Here is a 15,952-nt window from a genome sequence, read left to right as displayed (position 1 = left end):
GTCAGCGCGCATCCACCGTCTGCGAGTTCGAGTCCGCGTTGTGGGCCGCGTGGCAGCTCACGCACGTGACCTTGCCGGTCGGCGACAGGAGGAGATCGTTCGTCGCGTTCGCGTCCTTCCCCGCCGCCCCCTGGACCGCGCCGTTCACGTCGAGCGGCGTCGAGAGGTCGTACCCTCCCCCGTTCGCGTTGGGCGCCTCGCCCACCGGGTGGCTGAAGGGCTTGCCGGATCCCCAGCCGTACGTCGTGGAGGACTCGACGTCCGTGTGCGTCTGGTTCCGGGCCGCATGGCAGCTCACGCAGAGTTCGCCCTCGCCGGCCGCCATCCGCAGGAAGGGATAGGACACGTAGAAGTCCCAGTAGCCGCCGGTCGCGGTCGGCATCGTGCTGAAGGTCACGCTGAGCGCCGGGTCGTCCCCCGCCGCCGAGAGCGGGATTGCCGTGTTGGCCGCGGTGATGGTGTAGGTCGAGGTCCAGGTCACCGAGGTCGTGCTCTGGTACCGGGCGTTGTGCGACACCTGGAACTGGTTCGCCGCCGGGCCGATCTGGATCCGGTAGCCGTTCGGGACGGGCGTCGCCCCCACCGCGAGCGTCATCGTCGCGCCGGAGGTGGCGCCGCCGCTCTGCGCGAGCGCGGTGCCCGTCGCCACCGAGACGTGCACGTTCGCCGGCGCGTTGGCGGCGCTCGCCGGGTGCGGATCGTGGCAGGTGGAGCACTGGAGGACGTTGCCCGGCGTGTAGCTCGAGAGCGCGCTGCTCGTCGGCGGCGTGGCGCCGTACGTGGCGTTCGTCGTGCTCGTGTTCCAGTGGTGCGAGTGGCCGCCGGCCCCGGGCGTCCCCTGGTCGGACGAGTACCACTTGCCGCCGAAGGTGAAGCTCGCGGCCAGGTTGTTGTGGCAGCTCGTGCAGACGGTGAAGTTGTCCGCCTGCTTCGTCAAGGTGGGCCCGACCGCGAAGTGCAGCATGTGGCAGTCCTCGCAGCCGGTCGAGTTCTGGATCACGGACGCCGCGTGCGGCGCGTCCGTCGCCCGTGCGACGAGCGGGCCCGCTAGCGCGACGAGGGCCGCGAAAAGTCGGAGCGCGCGCATCACTTCACCTCACCCTTCGTGACGACGACCTCGACGCGCGCCGGCGCGCTGCGCGCCGTCCCGTCGTCCACCTCGAGCTCGAACGCGTACCGGCCCGGGGCGTGCGGCCGGAACGCCGTCACCGCTTCCGCCGGCGCCTGCAGCACCACCCACGGCCCCGCGACCTGGGTCCACCGGTAGCGGCTCGCCCCCACGCTCCCGCGCCCGTCGAGCAGCACGAGCTGCCCCACCATCGCCGGCGCCGGCGTCGGGCTCGTCGCCCGCGCCCGCGGGATCGCGTGGCCCGCCGTGCGCGCCTCGAAGGCCACCCGCGCCGGTCGGCTCTCCGCCGCCCCCTCCTTCACCGAGACCTCGAACACGTAGAACCCCGGCGCGAACGCCACCGCCGTTGCCGTCGCCCGGTCCGCGTCGTTCAGCCCCGCCGCCTGGCCCGCGACCTGCTTCCAGGCGTACTCGACGGCCCCGCCGCTCGCCGTCGCCTCCAGCGAGACCGGCGTCCCCACCCCGACCACCGACGACGCGGCTGCCGTGACCGTCGGCAGCCCCTGCCCCGCCTCCGCCACGAACACCTCGACCCGCGCCGGGGGCGACCGGAGCTCGTCGTTCGCCACCTGGACCTCGAAGACGTACCGGCCCGCGGCCGAGGGGACGAACCACGCCACCGGCGTGTCGGCGCCGCCGAGCTCCGCCACCGGCCCGGACACCTGGCTCCACCGGACGACCGTCCCGAAGAAGCTCGCACTCGCGTCGAGCGCGACCGTGCTCCCCACCTCTCCCTCCGCCGGGATCGCCACCGCGATCGCCGTCGGCGCCGGGCCGCCGGTCACCAGCACCGGGACCTCCGCCGCGGACGCGTTGCCCGCGGGATCGGTGACCGTCACCTGGAAGCCGTACAGTCCCACCCCGCGCTCCGGCGCCGTCACGAAGCCGCCCGGCTGCGAGGCGAGCACCGGGGTCCCGAGCGTCTGGTCCCACAGGAAGGTCAGCGCGCCGCCGTTCGCGTCGCTCGACCAGCGCGCGTCGAGCCCGATCCGACCGCCCGGCCGCAGCACCTGGATCCGCCCCGGCTCGGCGACCGGCGGCACGTCCCGCACCACCACCGCGAGGCGCGCCGGCGCGCTCGCGATCCCGGAGCACGTCGCCACCGCCTGGAACGCGTACGTCGCGGCCTGGCGCGCGACGAACGTGGCCGAGCCGTTCGAGATCCCGAGCGCGAGCTTCGGGCCGCTCACCTGCTTCCAGGCGACCCCGCAGGTCCCGGTCCCGGACGCCACCGCCGACAGGCGGACGAAGCCCGGGTTCACCTCGCTCGGACCCGACACGCTCACCACCGGGCGATGGTCGTTGGAATTGGTCGGGTCGAACCCGTTCGCGAGCTCCCAACCGTCCGGGTACCCGTCGCCGTCCGTGTCCGCGAGCCGCGGGTTCGTGTGCGCCTGGAACTCCTGGAGGTTCGTGAGCCCGTCGCCGTCGTGGTCGAGGAGCGCGTCCCCCGCCCAGTACGGGTTCAGGCCGTACGCCAGCTCCCACGCGTCCGGCATCCCGTCGCAGTCTGAGTCGACCCATCCGTCGGCCAGGCAGGCCGGGAGCGACGCGCCCGTCCCGTACCGCTCCAGCCTGCCGTCGTCGGAGTTGGCGACGAGGACGTCGCCGGTCGGGAGCGCGAGCACTCCGGCCGGCTGGCGCAGCTCCCCCGGGCCGGCGCCGAAGCTGCCGAGGGCGCCGAGATAGACGCCCGCGCCGCTCGTCACCTGCACGTTCCCCGCGTACACGTCGGAGACGAGGACCCGGCCCGTCGCGTCCACCGCGATGCCGCCCGCCCGCGTGACCTGGTTCGCCGCCGTCCCGCCGCCGAGGATGGATCTCGCGTAGCTGGCGTCGCTCAGCTTGAACGCGTGCGCCATCGCGCCGCCGGGGTTGTAGTCGAGCGCGACCCAGACCAGGCCGGAAGCCGCGTCGATCGCGACGTCGCTCACGCCGGCGAGCGGGGTCCCGCCCGCGCGGTTCGCCACCATCACGGTCGTCCCGTCGAGCCGGATCGCCCGGAGCTGCCCCGCGTCCCGCTCGGCGAGCCAGAGCAGCTGGGTCGTCGGGTCGAAGGCGAGCCCCATGGGCCCGAGCGCATAGCCGACGTCCAGCGCCCCGACGACCCGCGCCGCCACGGGATCGACGCGCAGGATCTTCCCGCCGACCGTGGACACGAACGCCGTGCCCGCCGTCGCGGCGACCGCGAGGGCGCGGTCCGGGAGCGGCACCGTCCCCATGGGCTCGCCCTTCGCCGTCAGGACGTGGAGCCCGCCCTGCCCGTCCACGACATAGAGGTAGCCCTCCGGCCCGCGCGCCAGCCGGTGAGGCCCGAGGAGCGCGTCGCCGAGCGTCCCCTGGCTCGCGGCCAGGATGACGGAGAAGCTCGAGGTGCCCGTCGCGGCGGCGCTCCCGCTCGTGCTGCTCACCGTGAGGGTCACGGTGACGGTCCCCGCCGCCTGCGGTGCGGTCAGGGTGGCCGACGCCCCGGAGGACTGGATCGTCCCCGCCGAGGCGGACCACGCGTAGCTCAGGGTCCCGCCGGACGGATCGTGGGCGGAGGCCTGGAGGGGCACCGCGGCGCCGACCAGCACCGGCGCGGTGGGACCGGTCAGCGCGTCGATCACGACCGAGGGCGTGGGCGCCGCGACGGTCACCGCGAGCGACGACGAGGCAGACAGGTTGCTCGAGTTCGTCGCTGAGCACGTGATCGTCGCCGGTCCCGCCGCGGGGGCGACCCAGGTCGCCGTCCCGGTGACCGCGCCGGCCGGGGCGATCGACAGCGCCTCGGTCGTGCCGCCGCCGTCGAGCGCCCCGCCGCTCACCGTGACCGAGAGGCCGGTGACGAGGCTCGAGTCCTGCGCCGCGCAGCTGATCGTCGCGGCGCCGTTCGCCGCGACGGGCGAGGTCACCGACGGCGGGCTGACGGTCGGCGGGGTCCCCCCCCAGCTCAGCCCCATCGCCGCGGTCCGGGCAGGGAGGAGCGCGAACGCCGACGCCAACGCCAGAGGTGTCGCCAGAGCGGCCCTGGTCTTCATATCCGTGGCCGCCTGCAACTGCGACACCATGCCGCACCCGTGAACTGTGACATTTCAGTTGCGGCACCGGGTACATCCTCACGGAATTACTCGTTTTCGCTGATGTACCTCGATCGAGGTTCTCGCGTTGAGGCTTGGCGCCTTGGGCGTTTTGCCGCAGCCTGCGTCAAATCGCGCACCCCTCGGCACGCCGCGTGAATAGCTGCGCGTCCGTCAACGTCGAGGGGCGTGCTACCGTGCACCCCGATGAGGGACAAGCTCACCATCTTCAATGCCTTCCTTCATGACGTGGCCACCGGCACCTGGATCGGGACGCTGGTCCTGCTCACCGTGCTGCACGCCGAGGCGCGAAAGCCCGAGTGGCTCCTCGCCGGTGCGCTCGTCCCGGGGCTGGAGCGGAAGTTCCTCCTCCTCACGTGGGCGAGCCTCGCCACCATCGCCCTGACCGGCGTCTTCCGGATGCTCTCCTGGAAGGCGTTCGGCTGGACCGGCGACGTCGAGCGCGACCGGATCCGGCTCCTCAAGATCAAGCACGCGCTGCTTGGGGTCGTCTTCGCGGCGGGGACGGCGTGGCAGGTGGCGCTGGTCTACGGGTGATCCCGTCGCCCTCTCTCTCGCCTCCGCGATCGCGCCGATCGAGTCGGCGGCTTCACCGTGAACGCTCGTTCGCGTCGAGCGGCTCGCGCCGTCTTCGCCTGCCCGCGGACCGTGCAGGTGCTCGCCTCGCAGGCTCGCGCAATTCCAGGCCAATTTGACCGCCGCGGACGCAGGGTGATACGGAGATCCGCACCTCGCCCCCGCCCCCGGTCGCGGTGATGAAGGAGGACATCCAGATGACGCTTCCCCCTGCCGCTTCAGCTCGCGCCGTCGAGGAGCGCCGCCGGATCACGGAGGACGTCCTCGGCTTCATCCAGGCGGGCGTCGAGGTCGAGCGGTTCGACTTCGACGCGTACGCCCTGCGCCTGTTCGCGCTCCAGTACGAGACCAACGCGATCTTCCGCGAGTTCTGCGACGCGAAGAAGGTCCGCGTGGGCGACGTCGAGCGGTGGCAGGACGTCCCGACGGTCTACAACGACGTCTTCAAGACCCACCTCGTCGCGTCCTTCCCGTTGGAGCAGGCGGTCATGGGCTGCCTGACGGGCGGGACGACGAGCCTCACGCAGCGCGGGCGGATCTTCCGCGACGAGGACGGCAAGCGCCTCGTCTTCGCGGCGAACCGGGCGATGACGGGGACCTACCTCTTCCCGGACCTCGAGGCCGAAAAGCGGTGCCGGATCCTCATCCTGGCGCCGAGCCCGGAGCTGGCCCCGTCGATGGGGATGGCCATCGGGATGGACCAGACGCGGCGCGCCTTCGGGACGCCGGACAGCCAGTTCCTCCTCGGGCGGACCGGCGTCGACGTGAGCGGGCTGCTGAAGGCGCTCCGGGAATCAGAGGCGAGCGGCGTCCCGGTGGCGCTCATCGGCGCGACGTCGGCCTACGTCTACTTCTTCCAGGCCTGCCGCAGGAAGAAGCTCCGCTTCAGGCTGCCGCCGGGCAGCCGCGTCTGCGACGGCGGCGGGTACCGCGGCCGCTTCGGCGTCGTGACCCGCGACGACTACTACGCCATGGTCGAGGAGATCCTCGGCGTCCCGGCGACCCACTGCGTGAACGTGCTCGGCGAGGCCGAGACGGCGACCAACCTCTTCGACGACGCGCTCCGCCGGCAGGTGAAGGGGCTGCCACCCCGCCAGCGCACGCGCCCGGTGCCGCCGTGGTCGCGCGTGCTCGCGATGGATGTCGCCACGCTCCGGCCGCTCCCCGACGGCGAGGTGGGGCTGCTCGCGCACTGGGACCTCGCCAACGTCCCGACCGTGCTCGCGGTCCTCACCGACAACCTCGGCTACACGACCGACGGCGGGCGCGCCTGCGAGATGGTGGGCCGGGCCAAGCTGGAGAACGGCAAGGTCTCGAAGCTCCCGGACGAGAAGCCGATGGGCGCGATGGGCGACACGGCCGTGTTCCGGATGCTCGAGCGGTACGTGAACTTCTCGATCGAGCTGAAGATGCTCGCGGCCAAGGATCCGAAGGCCGCGCCGAGCGTCCGCGAGGAGATCGAGGCGCGCCCGGGCTCGGTCGCCTCCTGCCCGCAGGTGGTGGACGAGATCCTGGTCTCCCAGGCCGACGCCGACGCGGCGAGCCTCCGGGACGCGTCGCTGGCGGCGTTCCGGGACCAGACGGAGCGCCCCCTCGAGTGGTTCGAGGAGCAGGCCCGGACGCAGAAGCTGGCGGACCACCCGGCGGGGCTGCAGTCGGAGCAGGACGCGAAGGCCGCGACGAAGGCCTCCTCCGGCTCCCGCTGAGCCGGGGCCCCCGGGCGCCTTCACGCACGCGGCGGCGGAGGCTCCGCGGCGGCCGCCGCGTGCGTCGCCTGCCACTCCGCCCGTGCCTTCCCGAGGGCGACCTTCATCGGGATCGCCGCCATGAGCGAGAGCAGGTGCGTCCGTGGGAACCCGGCCCGCGGGATGGCGCGCAGGCGATCGACGATGCGCGAGGCCCGGAAGAGCTCGCGGACCAGCTCGTGGTACTCGCGCTCGCGCCGCTCCGGGTTCGCGGCGGGATCCGGGTGCTCGAACACGGCGCGGACCCCGGTGAAGGCCTCCCAGCCGAGGCCGGGGACGAGGTACGGGCGGTACGCCTCGTACAGCTCCGTCCCCGGGAGCGGCGTCGCCAGCACGGGGTGGATCCCCACGCGGAGCCGGTCCGCCAGCTCCAGCGTGCGCTGGAACGCGTCGAGCCCGTCCTCCCGCGCGCCGAGCATCGTGAAGAGGACGACCTCGATCCCCTCGCCCTGGATGCGCTTCACCGCCTCGACGCGGTCCTTCCCCTGCTTCCCCTCCGCGCGGAAGCCAGCGAGGGTCGCGGCGGAGTCGGTCTCCCAGCCCGCCCAGACCGAGTACAGCCCGCTCCGCCGCGCCGCCTTCAGGACGCGCTCCCCCTCCGGCCCCTGCACGCTGCGCAGATCGCCGAAGCCGTACCAGGAGCGTCGCCTGCCCGCCGCGATGGCGTCGAAGAGCGCGACCGCGCGGTCCGGGTCGGCGCCCCAGATGTTGTCGTCCCCGTTGAACCAGACCGATCCCGCCCGCGCCTCGACCTCCGCGGCGACCTCGTCCACCGGCCGGTAACGGACGTCGTCGCCGAAGAACCGGCGCACGGTGCAGAACGAGCACCGGTACGGGCAGCCGCGCATCGTGAAGAAGGCGCGGAAGTGGTATTGCCCGCGGAGCTTCGCGTCGATGGGCGTCGGCAGCCCGGCGAGCGGCAGCCGCACGCCGTCGTACCGCGCGCGGAGCCGCCCCGACGCCGCGTCGCGCAGCACCTCCCCCCAGGCCGACTCCGCCTCGCCCACGACCACCGCGTCGGCGTGCAGCGCCGCCTCGTCCGGGAGCGCCGACGCGTGGATGCCGCCGAGCACCACCCGGAGCCCGCGCGCCCGGCAGGCGTCGGCGAACCGGTAGACCCACGGCGCGGTCGCCGTCCAGACGCTCAGCCCCACGAGCTCGCCGCGGACGTCTTCGGGCGTGAAGCGCGTCTGGTTCGCGTCCACGAGCTGGAGCTCGACCTCCGGATCCTCGCGGAGGGTGAGGGCCCCGAGGTACTCAAGGATGGGCGGCACCATCGGCACGCGCCCGGAGAAGGGGAACTCGGGGGAGATCAACGTGACCTTCATGCCGGGCTCCAGTCCGTGGAGAACCGCTCGCCAAGACGCGAGCGCCTCGCCTACGGCGACCCGGGACCTATACCCGAGCCCTCTCGAGCTCGGACCGCGCCAAGTTGGCGCAGGGCTGGGTGTCAGCGTGAAGGCGCGCGGCGCGAGATCGTGATCCAGCCCGCCAGCACGGCGATCCCCAACACCGACACCATGATCCCCGTCCGCACCTCCGGCGGGCGGTAACGCATCTCGAGGACGTGCCGGCCGGCGGGCCACCGCACCGCCCGGACGAGCACGTCTGCGCGGAAGATCGGCACGGGGAGGCCGTCGAGGGTCGCCTCCCAGCCCGGCCACCACGCGTCGGCGACCACGAGCGTGGCGTCGGCCTCGGAGCCTGCCTCGATCCGTACGGACTCGAGCCCGCGCGCGATCGAGAGCACGCGCCCGGCCGCGGCGCTGAACCGGCTCGGGGCCTCGATGACGACCGCCGGGCTGCCCTCGATGAACGACGCCGCGGTCCCCCGCACGGCCGCCCGCTCACCCTCGACGACGCGGACCTCGGGCGGGAAGCTGGCCCACTCCCGGTGGGGGACGGACCAGACCTCCCCGGGGCCCGCTCCGGAGTGCACCCGCGTACCGCCGCTCGTCGCGAGCGCGTGCAGCGCCCGGTGCGGCTCCGATCGCGGCGGGTACACCACCACGTGCGTCACCCCGTAGCGCCGCGCCGCCGCGGGCCACCGCGGCCCGAAGGCCGCCTGGAGGAGCGCCGGCCGCCTCGGGAGCATGGCCCCGTAGTCGTCGAACGCGTCGATCCTGGAGCGCACGTTGTGGGCGACCATCCCGAGCGAGGCGTGCTCGCGCGCGGCCTGATCGATCCAGTCCCCTGCTGGCCCGGCGGAGAGGGGCTCGTACGTGTACGGCGTCACGATCCGCGGCCCCGGGGGCGTCGCCGCCAGCGCCGGCCCCGGTGACCGGAGGCGAGCGGCGGGATCGCCGGGGCGGAGCGCCGCCGGGGAGGCCGCCGCCATCGCGCCCCACACGACGGCGGCCAGCGCCACCTCGCGTCCGGTCGTGCCGAGCCGGCGTCCGGCGAGGATCCAGCCCCCCAGCGCGCCCGCCGCGCAGAGCACGTGCCACGCGCCCCGCAGGACGCGGTCCCTCGCCATCGCCGCGACGTCGGGCGTCAGCCTCGAGCCCGCCACGAAGCTGGCGCCGACGGACACGAGCCCGATCGCGACGGCGACGGCGAAGAGCCACCTCCCCGTCACGCGGCGCGCGACGACCTCGTCCGCGCCGAGCCCCGCGAGCGCGGCGACGACGAGGGTCAGCGGCCCGACGAGCTTCTCCGCGTATCGGAACGATCGCCAGATGGGCACGTGCGAGAGGAGCGCGTCGGCGCCGAGGGCCGGGCCGAGCGCAATCCAGAGAAGGACCAGCGCGACGAGGCCGAGGAGCCTTCCGCGGCGGCCTCCGCGAACGCCGGCGACGGCGAGCGCCACCGGCACTACCCCGACGAACACGCTCGCCACGAACGGGAGCGGGAGCCCCCCGTCCATCCAGCGACCGGGGCCCGCCAGCTCCGCGTACACGACGTCCATCAGGGGATCCGGGCCCCAGAGGAGCCCGGGCAGGACCAGCTCCGCGACGCGCCAGGGCTCGAGCGCCCAGACCGCCGGCATCCGGTTCCACGTCTCCACCGCGCGCTCGGACCGCGAGAGGTGCACCGCGGTCGGGACGAGCTGCACGGCCGCCAGGAGGAGGCCGACGCTCCCGGCGGCGACCGCGCGGGCGGCGCCACGCCAGCCGCCGACCTCCCACGCCAGCACGAGCGCCAGCCCGCCCCCGACGATCAGCGACTCGAAGTCGCCGGAGAGCGCGAGCAGCAGCGCGCCCCCCGCCCCGGCGGCGAGCTGGGCCGGCCGCGGCTCGACCGCGAAGCGGCGCAGCCCGGCCACGCAGAACGGCAGGCTGCCGGCGCCGGCCAGGAAGACGAGGTTCCCGGCCATCGACTGGACGAACCCCGACATCGCGAACGCGAACGCGGCGACCGCCGCGCCGGCGCGAGAGGCCCCCAGGTCGCGCGCGAGGAGCGCGGCGCCGAGCCCGGCGCAGATCACGTACCCGCCGACGAGGAGGTCCGCGCTCCACCCTGTCCCGAGCCACGCCGTCAGGACCGAGACGGGGTGCAGCACTCCGTGGATCCCGTCGGCGAAGAGCGGCGTCCCTCCGCTCATGAACGGGTTCCAGAGCGGCAGCCGGAACCCGCGGAGCGCCTCGTCCACCAGCCAGCGCTCCGGCGCGTAGAGCCGCTGGGTGTCGAACCAGACGAGCGTCCGGCCCGCGAGCCAGTGTACCGCCAGCGGCGCCAGCACGGCGCACGCCACGATCGCGGGCGCAGCCGCGCGCGCGCAGCAGGCCCGTGCGCCCGGCCAGAGCCGCCATCCCGCCCCGTCGGCGCGCTCGAGCTTCATCCGTGCTCCAGAGGTGCATTCGCAGCGCCTCGCCGGCGGAGGAACGTCATCCAGGCCGCCGTCAGCGCGACGCCGAGCGCGGTCACACCGAGCCCCCACCGCACCTCGGGCGGGCGGTAACGCATCTCGAGGACGTGCCGGCCCGCCGGCCACCGGACCGCGCGGACGAGCGCGTCCGCGCGGAAGATGGGCACGGCGACGCCGTCCACGGTCGCCTCCCACCCCGGCCACCACGCGTCGGCGACGACGAGGGTGGCGTCGGCGTCCGCCTCCGCCTCGACGCGCAGGGACTCGAGCCCGCGCGCGATCGAGAGCACGCGCCCCGGCGCCGCCGCGAACCGGCCCCAGGCCTCCACCACGACGGGCGCGTCCTCGCCGACGAGGGCCGCGGCGGCCTGCGAGAGCGCGGCGCGCTCGTCGGGGACGGCGCGGAGCGCGCGCGGGAACGTGGCCCACCCGCGATGCGGCACGGCCCAGACCTCGTACCGCCCGGGGACGGACTCGACGCGCCTGCCCCCGCTCGTCACGGCCTCGTACAGCTCCCGCTCCGCCATCGTGAGGGGCGGATCGACGACGACGTGGGTGATCGCGTACCGCCTCGGCGCCGCCGGCCAGTGCCTCCAGTCGCCGGCGGCCAGCACCGCGAGCCGCCGCGGTGGCATCGCGGAGTACTCGTTCAGCGACTCGATCCTCGCGCGCACGTTGTACGCGGGGTACCCGAGCCACGCGTGCTCGCGCGCGGCGGCGTCCGCGAGGTCCGCCCCCGGATCCGCGGAGTACACGGTGTGGAAGTACGGGGTCGCGATCCGGGGACCGGGGGGCTCCGCCGCGAGCGCCGCCGCCGGCGCACGGAGCCGCGTGTCCGGATCCCCTGGGCGGAGGGCCGTGGGGGAGGCCGCGGCCATCCCGAGCCAGGCGAGCGCGGCGAGCGCCGCCCTCGCGCCCGCGACGCCGAGCCGGTCGCGGAGGAGGAGCCACCCCCCGAGCGCCCCCGCCGCGCCGAGCACATGCCACGTCCCGCGGGCGATGCGCTCGTCCGCGACCGACGCGACGCGCGACGCGAGCCCCGCCGCGTCCAGGTGGCAGGCGCCGATGGACGCCATCCCGAGGACGGCGGCGGTGGCGAGCACCTGCCAGGTCCCCGCCCGCCGCTCGAGCACGCGGTCGAAGCCGAGCGCCGCGAGCGCCGCGAGCACGAGCGTCAGGGGACCGACCAGCTTCTCGGAGGACTGGAACGCCCTCCAGAGCGGCACGTGCCCGAGGATCGCGCTCGCTCCGAGCGCAGGGCCGAGCGCGATCCAGAGGAGCACCAGCGCGACGATCCCCAAAACCCACCCTCGCCGTCCCTCGCGGACGCCGATGGCCGCGAGCACCAGCGGGAGGAGCCCCACGAACACGCTGGCGGCGAACGGCATGGGGAAGGCTGTCGCCGGCGAACGGCCGGGGCCGGCGAGAGCCTCGTAGACGGGATCCGCGTACGGGTCGGGGCCGTGGAGCAGCCCGGGCAGCACGAGCTCCGGGGCGCGCCACGGCTCGAAGGCCCACACCGCCGGCGCCGGCGTCCACGTCTCGGCCGCCCTCAAGCTACGCGGGAGGTGGACCGCCGACGGGACGAGCTGCACGCCGGCGAGGAGGAGGCCGACGCTCCCGGCGGCGACCGCGCGCGCCGCGCCACGCCAGCCCCCGCCCTCCCACGCGAGGACGAGGGCCAGGACGCCGCCGACCATCAGCGACTGGGCTTCCCCGGAGAGGGCGAGCACCGCCGCGCCCCCCGCGCCGAAGGCGAGCGTCGACGGTCGGGGATCGACCGCGAAGCGGCGCAGCCCGGCCACGCAGAACGGCAAGCTGCCGGCGCCGGCCAGGAAGACGAGGTTCCCGGCCATCGAGAGCACGAACCCCGACAGGCCGAACGCGAAGGCGGCGACCGCCGCGCCGGCGCGGGACGCCCCCAGCGCCCGCGCGAGCAGCGCGGCGCCGAGCCCGGCGCAGGCCACGTGCCCGCCGATCAGGACGTCGGCGCTCCGAGCGGTCGCGACCCATGCCGTCAGGACGGACACCGGGTGCAGCACGCCGTGGATGGCGTCCGCGAGGAACGGCATCCCGCCGCCCATGAACGGGTTCCAGAGCGGCAGGCGGAAGGCGCGGAGGGCCTCGTCCACGAGCCAGCGCTGGGGGGCGTACAGCCGCTGGGTGTCGAACCAGGCGAGGGTCCTGCCCGCCAGCCAGTGGACGGCCAGCGGGGCCAGCACGGCGCACGCGACGATCGCCGGCGCGCCGGCCCGGGTGACCAGCGCGCGCAGCCGGCGGCTTCGCGTGGGAGCCTCGACGCCCGTCACGGAGGATCACCGGGCGCCGCGGCGAGCCCTCAGGAACCCACCGTCCACGTCGCGCATGGCGATGCCCCTGCGCCGGTGCAGGAGCTTGTACCGATCGGTGACCATGAACTCCTTGTCGACCCAGCAGGTGCCGAAGTTGTACTCGGAGACGTCCACCGCGATCGGCCTGCCCCTCCCGTCCTTCACGACCGCCTCGACGTAGGCGTAGTGCGCTCGCGAGCTGAACACGGCGATGTCTCCCGCCCTGACGTCCTCCGGGCCGACGCGCTCGAGCCGCATCCCATCGAGGGGGCCGCTCGCGCCCAGCCGCCGCTCGACGTGATGGGTGCAGAAGCCGCCGCTCCGGATCCAGCACCTCCCGTCGCCGACCATGCAGCCGGTGCGCCTGACGACGGAGCCGACCAGCCGGTTGCTGCACACCGGAAGCCTCCCGGCGTCGAGCTCGTGCCCGCTCGGCCCGGCCGCGAGCACCACGAGGACGAGGAGCGGGATCACGGCGGCTCCACCTTCCAGACGAGCTGCCGCCCGTCCTTGACGCCGTACGCGATGGAGCTCCCGTCCGCCGTGAACCGGACCGGAAACACCTGCTCATACGCCGGATGAAGTCTGACCGCCCCTCCGCCGGTCTCCGCGACGACCACGAACCGCGCGCCGTCCTTCCGCGCGCGGTAGGCCAGGAGACGTCCGTCCGGGCTGAACACCGGGGTCACCACGCGATCGAACGGCGGCCCCTCCTTCCCGTCCAGCACGGCGAACCAGCTCGCGCCACGGCGCGCGGCGTAAGCGTGGAGCCGGCCGTCCGCGGCGTAGACCAACCCTTCGGCCTCGTCGTACGGCGCCTCCCCGCGCCCGCGCTCCGCGAAGAGCTCCTGCAGGGCGACCGAGCCGTCCGGCGACGCGAGGAGGACCCCGACCGCCTTCCTGCCCGGGATGACCACGGGCGGGCCGACGAGGTGGCCGGCGCCGAGGGACGCCTCGCGGTCGTCGAGCACCACGCGCCGCTCACCGGATCGCTCCGCCACGTACGCGATCGACTCGCCGTCCGGCCCGAACGCGAGCTCGGAAACCGCGTCGTAGGTCGGGCCCTTCAGGACGCGATCGGGCCTGTCGAGCGCGAGCGTCAGGACCCGCTGCCGTCCCTCCGTCGTGACGACCGCCGCGACCCGTGACCTCCCGGCGTCGAGGAGCATGGCGGAGACGCCGGACGCCACCACCGTCTGCTTCCTGGATCCCAGGTCGCCGATCACGAGCCGCCCCTGGTCCCGATCGTCGACGTCGTCCACGAAGGCGAGCCGGGCAGAGTCGGCGCCGAACTCATGGTTCAGGTACCGGGTGCGGGTCCCGCGGTTCACGGTCGAGTCCACGACGAGGTGCCAGCGCTCGCCGGACATCGCCTGGTACGCGACGTGCGAGCCGTCCGGGCTGAACACCGGCGACCTGACGGTGTCGAACGGGCGCCCTTCCACGCCGTCCACCACCATCCGCCACTTGCCGTCGACGATCGCCCCGTGGGCGCAGCGCCGGCCGTCCGCGCTGAGCGCGATCTCCCCGACCACCGGGTAGGGCTTGCCCGCGCGGCCGTCGTGGACGACCTGGAACCGGTCCCCTTTGTCCACGACGTAGGCGACGCCGCCGCTCCGCTCGGCGAAGACGATCTCGGGAGGACCGGGCGGAAGAGCCGAGTGCAGCCCGAGCCCCGGGGGCGACGAAGGCGCCGGCGCCGAGGCGGTGGCCTTCTCCGGCATCGTGGCGAGCACGAGGGACGTGCCCGAGGCCGCGGCGGCCACCGAGGCCGGAGCGCGCGGCGCCCCGGAGTCTCTCGTCGAGCAGGCGGCGAGGCACAGCCAGACGAGGCCGGCGAGACGATTTCCGCGGAGGCGAGGTGTCATCGGGGTAAGCCGGAGCCCATCCTATCAGAAGGACCGCCGCAGCCCTGCGGCGGTCACGGGCGCCGCCGCTCCGCGGCGTCGGCCAGCCGGGCCCCGCGCAGCCAACCCAGTACCTCGCGCGAGGAGGCCTCGGGGTCGTCCTCGTATCGAGCGACGAGCAGCAGCGCCGCCCCACCGACCCGCGCCGCGGCGATCGCGACGAACGGGGCCCCCGGCGATGCCGCGAAGGCGCTCGTCACCACCCACCCGCTGGCACCGGGCCCCACCACGGGCTGCGCGTCGAAGTCGCCGGGCGAGCCGCCGAGGAGCGTCGCGGCGACGCCGGCGACCTCGCCTCTGAGCTCCTCGAGGCTCGGGACGCCGCCGCTCCGCGGCGTCAGGATCCACGCCTCGGCCTGCGCCGGAGCTCCGCGGAGTCGACGGAGCGCATACCCCGCGCGATCGAGCCCCGGCTCGACGCGAGCCATTCCCCCCCAGCCGGGCGCCGGCGGCAGCGCCACCGCGAGGTCGCCGCCCTCGAGGACGAGCGGGGCGCCCTCCGGCGCGGTCTCGATGACGTAGAGGAGCGGGACCCCCATCCGCTCCACGACGTGGAGCACCTTGCCGGTCGAGCGGTGCTCGAACCAGCGGGTCGTGGCGAGCCGCAGGTCCGGCGGCCCGCCGAGCTCGAAGACGAACCGCGAGCGCAGGGCGGGATCGCCCTCGATCCAGTGCGACGCGACCCAGGGGTCGGCCGTCGTCGCGACGGACAGCGGTCCGCCGGCGCGCGGGGGGACGTTCCGGGTGACCCAGGCCATCGCCTCGCGCCCGGTCGCGCCCCAGTAGTCGAGCTCGTAATCCCGGCTGGCGCCGGCGAGGCCGCCGGCGACGCTCCGGTTGAAGTAGAGGTACTGGTACGGGTGAAGGCGGACGGCGTCCGCGACGGCGAGAGCCGCGAGCGCGGCGGTCAGGCCCAGCGCAGCGCGTCCGACGAGCCGCGGCAGCCGATCGAGCGCCGCCGAGAGCGCCCAACCGGCCGTCGCCGCGAGCGCGGGCAGCACGAACAGCAGATGTCGAACGCCGTCGTAGAGCACCGGCCGCAGGATCGCGGCGGCGGCGATCGGCGCGAGCCCGGCCGCGGCGACGAGCGCCGGATCGAGCCAGCCCGCCTCGAGCGTGGGTCGGATGCGGTCACGCTGCCAGGCGACGACGGCGGCGATCGCGCCGGCGATGGCGATGGCGAACCAGCTCTCCGGCAGCGTGGCGAGGAACCAGGTCGGCGCGTAGGTGCGCGGGAGGTCGGTGCTCTGGAACCACCCTCCGGCGAAGCGGACGAGGCCGTTCCACTGGAAGTTCCGTGGGGGCGCGCCCCCCGCCCCCCGGGCCCCGCGAGGGGGGGGGGGGCCGGAGGGGCCGGCCCCGGCCCCACCGCGCCCC

The 15,952-nt window shown here is 74.7% G+C and carries 10 protein-coding genes; 2 read left to right on the top strand and 8 right to left on the bottom strand.

What is annotated here, in order from left to right; translation table 11 throughout:
* Window position 1: 1 nt before the first annotated feature.
* Window positions 2–1,087, bottom strand: a complete 1,086-nt coding sequence (locus tag MNZ27_RS04105; RefSeq protein ID WP_242392763.1) for a cytochrome c3 family protein — start codon at window positions 1,085–1,087, stop codon at window positions 2–4.
* Entirely contained in the window at window positions 1,087–4,113 is a 3,027-nt protein-coding gene (locus MNZ27_RS04100; protein WP_242392762.1) for a PKD domain-containing protein, read from the bottom strand. Before MNZ27_RS04100 ends, MNZ27_RS04105 begins: the two co-directional genes overlap by 1 nt.
* 282 nt (window positions 4,114–4,395) lie before the next feature.
* Between MNZ27_RS04100 and MNZ27_RS04095 the strand changes: the two genes are divergently transcribed.
* Complete coding sequence (locus MNZ27_RS04095) at window positions 4,396–4,746, top strand: hypothetical protein (protein WP_242392761.1); 351 nt, start codon at window positions 4,396–4,398, stop codon at window positions 4,744–4,746.
* Between the two features lie 236 nt (window positions 4,747–4,982).
* Entirely contained in the window at window positions 4,983–6,491 is a 1,509-nt protein-coding gene (locus tag MNZ27_RS04090; protein ID WP_277957552.1) for a LuxE/PaaK family acyltransferase, read from the top strand.
* Window positions 6,492–6,511: 20 nt separating this feature from the next.
* Here the strand turns inward: MNZ27_RS04090 and MNZ27_RS23390 are convergent, their stop codons facing one another.
* The 6 genes from MNZ27_RS23390 to MNZ27_RS04060 all read right to left on the bottom strand — a co-directional run.
* Window positions 6,512–7,858: a B12-binding domain-containing radical SAM protein gene (locus MNZ27_RS23390; protein WP_277957551.1), complete on the bottom strand. Its 1,347-nt coding sequence runs from the start codon at window positions 7,856–7,858 to the stop codon at window positions 6,512–6,514.
* Window positions 7,859–7,980: 122 nt separating this feature from the next.
* Window positions 7,981–10,311 (bottom strand): YfhO family protein, encoded by a 2,331-nt coding sequence (locus MNZ27_RS04080; protein WP_242392760.1) that lies wholly within the window; start codon window positions 10,309–10,311, stop codon window positions 7,981–7,983.
* On the bottom strand, window positions 10,308–12,647 hold the full coding sequence (locus MNZ27_RS04075; protein ID WP_242392759.1) for a YfhO family protein: 2,340 nt from the start codon (window positions 12,645–12,647) through the stop codon (window positions 10,308–10,310). The genes MNZ27_RS04080 and MNZ27_RS04075 overlap by 4 nt, the downstream gene beginning before the upstream one ends.
* 6 nt (window positions 12,648–12,653) lie before the next feature.
* On the bottom strand, window positions 12,654–13,142 hold the full coding sequence (locus MNZ27_RS04070; protein WP_242392758.1) for a hypothetical protein: 489 nt from the start codon (window positions 13,140–13,142) through the stop codon (window positions 12,654–12,656).
* Window positions 13,139–14,536 (bottom strand): WD40 repeat domain-containing protein, encoded by a 1,398-nt coding sequence (locus tag MNZ27_RS04065; RefSeq protein ID WP_242392757.1) that lies wholly within the window; start codon window positions 14,534–14,536, stop codon window positions 13,139–13,141. The genes MNZ27_RS04070 and MNZ27_RS04065 overlap by 4 nt, the downstream gene beginning before the upstream one ends.
* 53 nt (window positions 14,537–14,589) lie before the next feature.
* Window positions 14,590–15,952, bottom strand: a 1,363-nt coding sequence (locus MNZ27_RS04060) for a hypothetical protein (protein WP_277957550.1), incomplete at its 5' end; no start/stop codon positions are given.

Source organism: Anaeromyxobacter oryzisoli, assembly GCF_022690765.1.
Classification (GTDB): domain Bacteria; phylum Myxococcota; class Myxococcia; order Myxococcales; family Anaeromyxobacteraceae; genus Anaeromyxobacter; species Anaeromyxobacter oryzisoli.
Note: the sequence above shows the minus strand (reverse complement) of the source record. Positions and strands in the feature narration are given on the sequence as shown.

What these genes read in the sequence shown, in the direction of transcription:
- MNZ27_RS04105 (WP_242392763.1), bottom strand. Translation starts at nt 1,087, where the DNA reads ATGCGCGCGCTCCGACTTTTCGCGGCCCTCGTCGCGCTAGCGGGCCCG.
- MNZ27_RS04095 (WP_242392761.1), top strand. Translation starts at nt 4,396, where the DNA reads ATGAGGGACAAGCTCACCATCTTCAATGCCTTCCTTCATGACGTGGCC.
- MNZ27_RS04090 (WP_277957552.1), top strand. Translation starts at nt 4,983, where the DNA reads ATGACGCTTCCCCCTGCCGCTTCAGCTCGCGCCGTCGAGGAGCGCCGC.
- MNZ27_RS23390 (WP_277957551.1), bottom strand. Translation starts at nt 7,858, where the DNA reads ATGAAGGTCACGTTGATCTCCCCCGAGTTCCCCTTCTCCGGGCGCGTG.
- MNZ27_RS04080 (WP_242392760.1), bottom strand. Translation starts at nt 10,311, where the DNA reads ATGAAGCTCGAGCGCGCCGACGGGGCGGGATGGCGGCTCTGGCCGGGC.
- MNZ27_RS04065 (WP_242392757.1), bottom strand. Translation starts at nt 14,536, where the DNA reads ATGACACCTCGCCTCCGCGGAAATCGTCTCGCCGGCCTCGTCTGGCTG.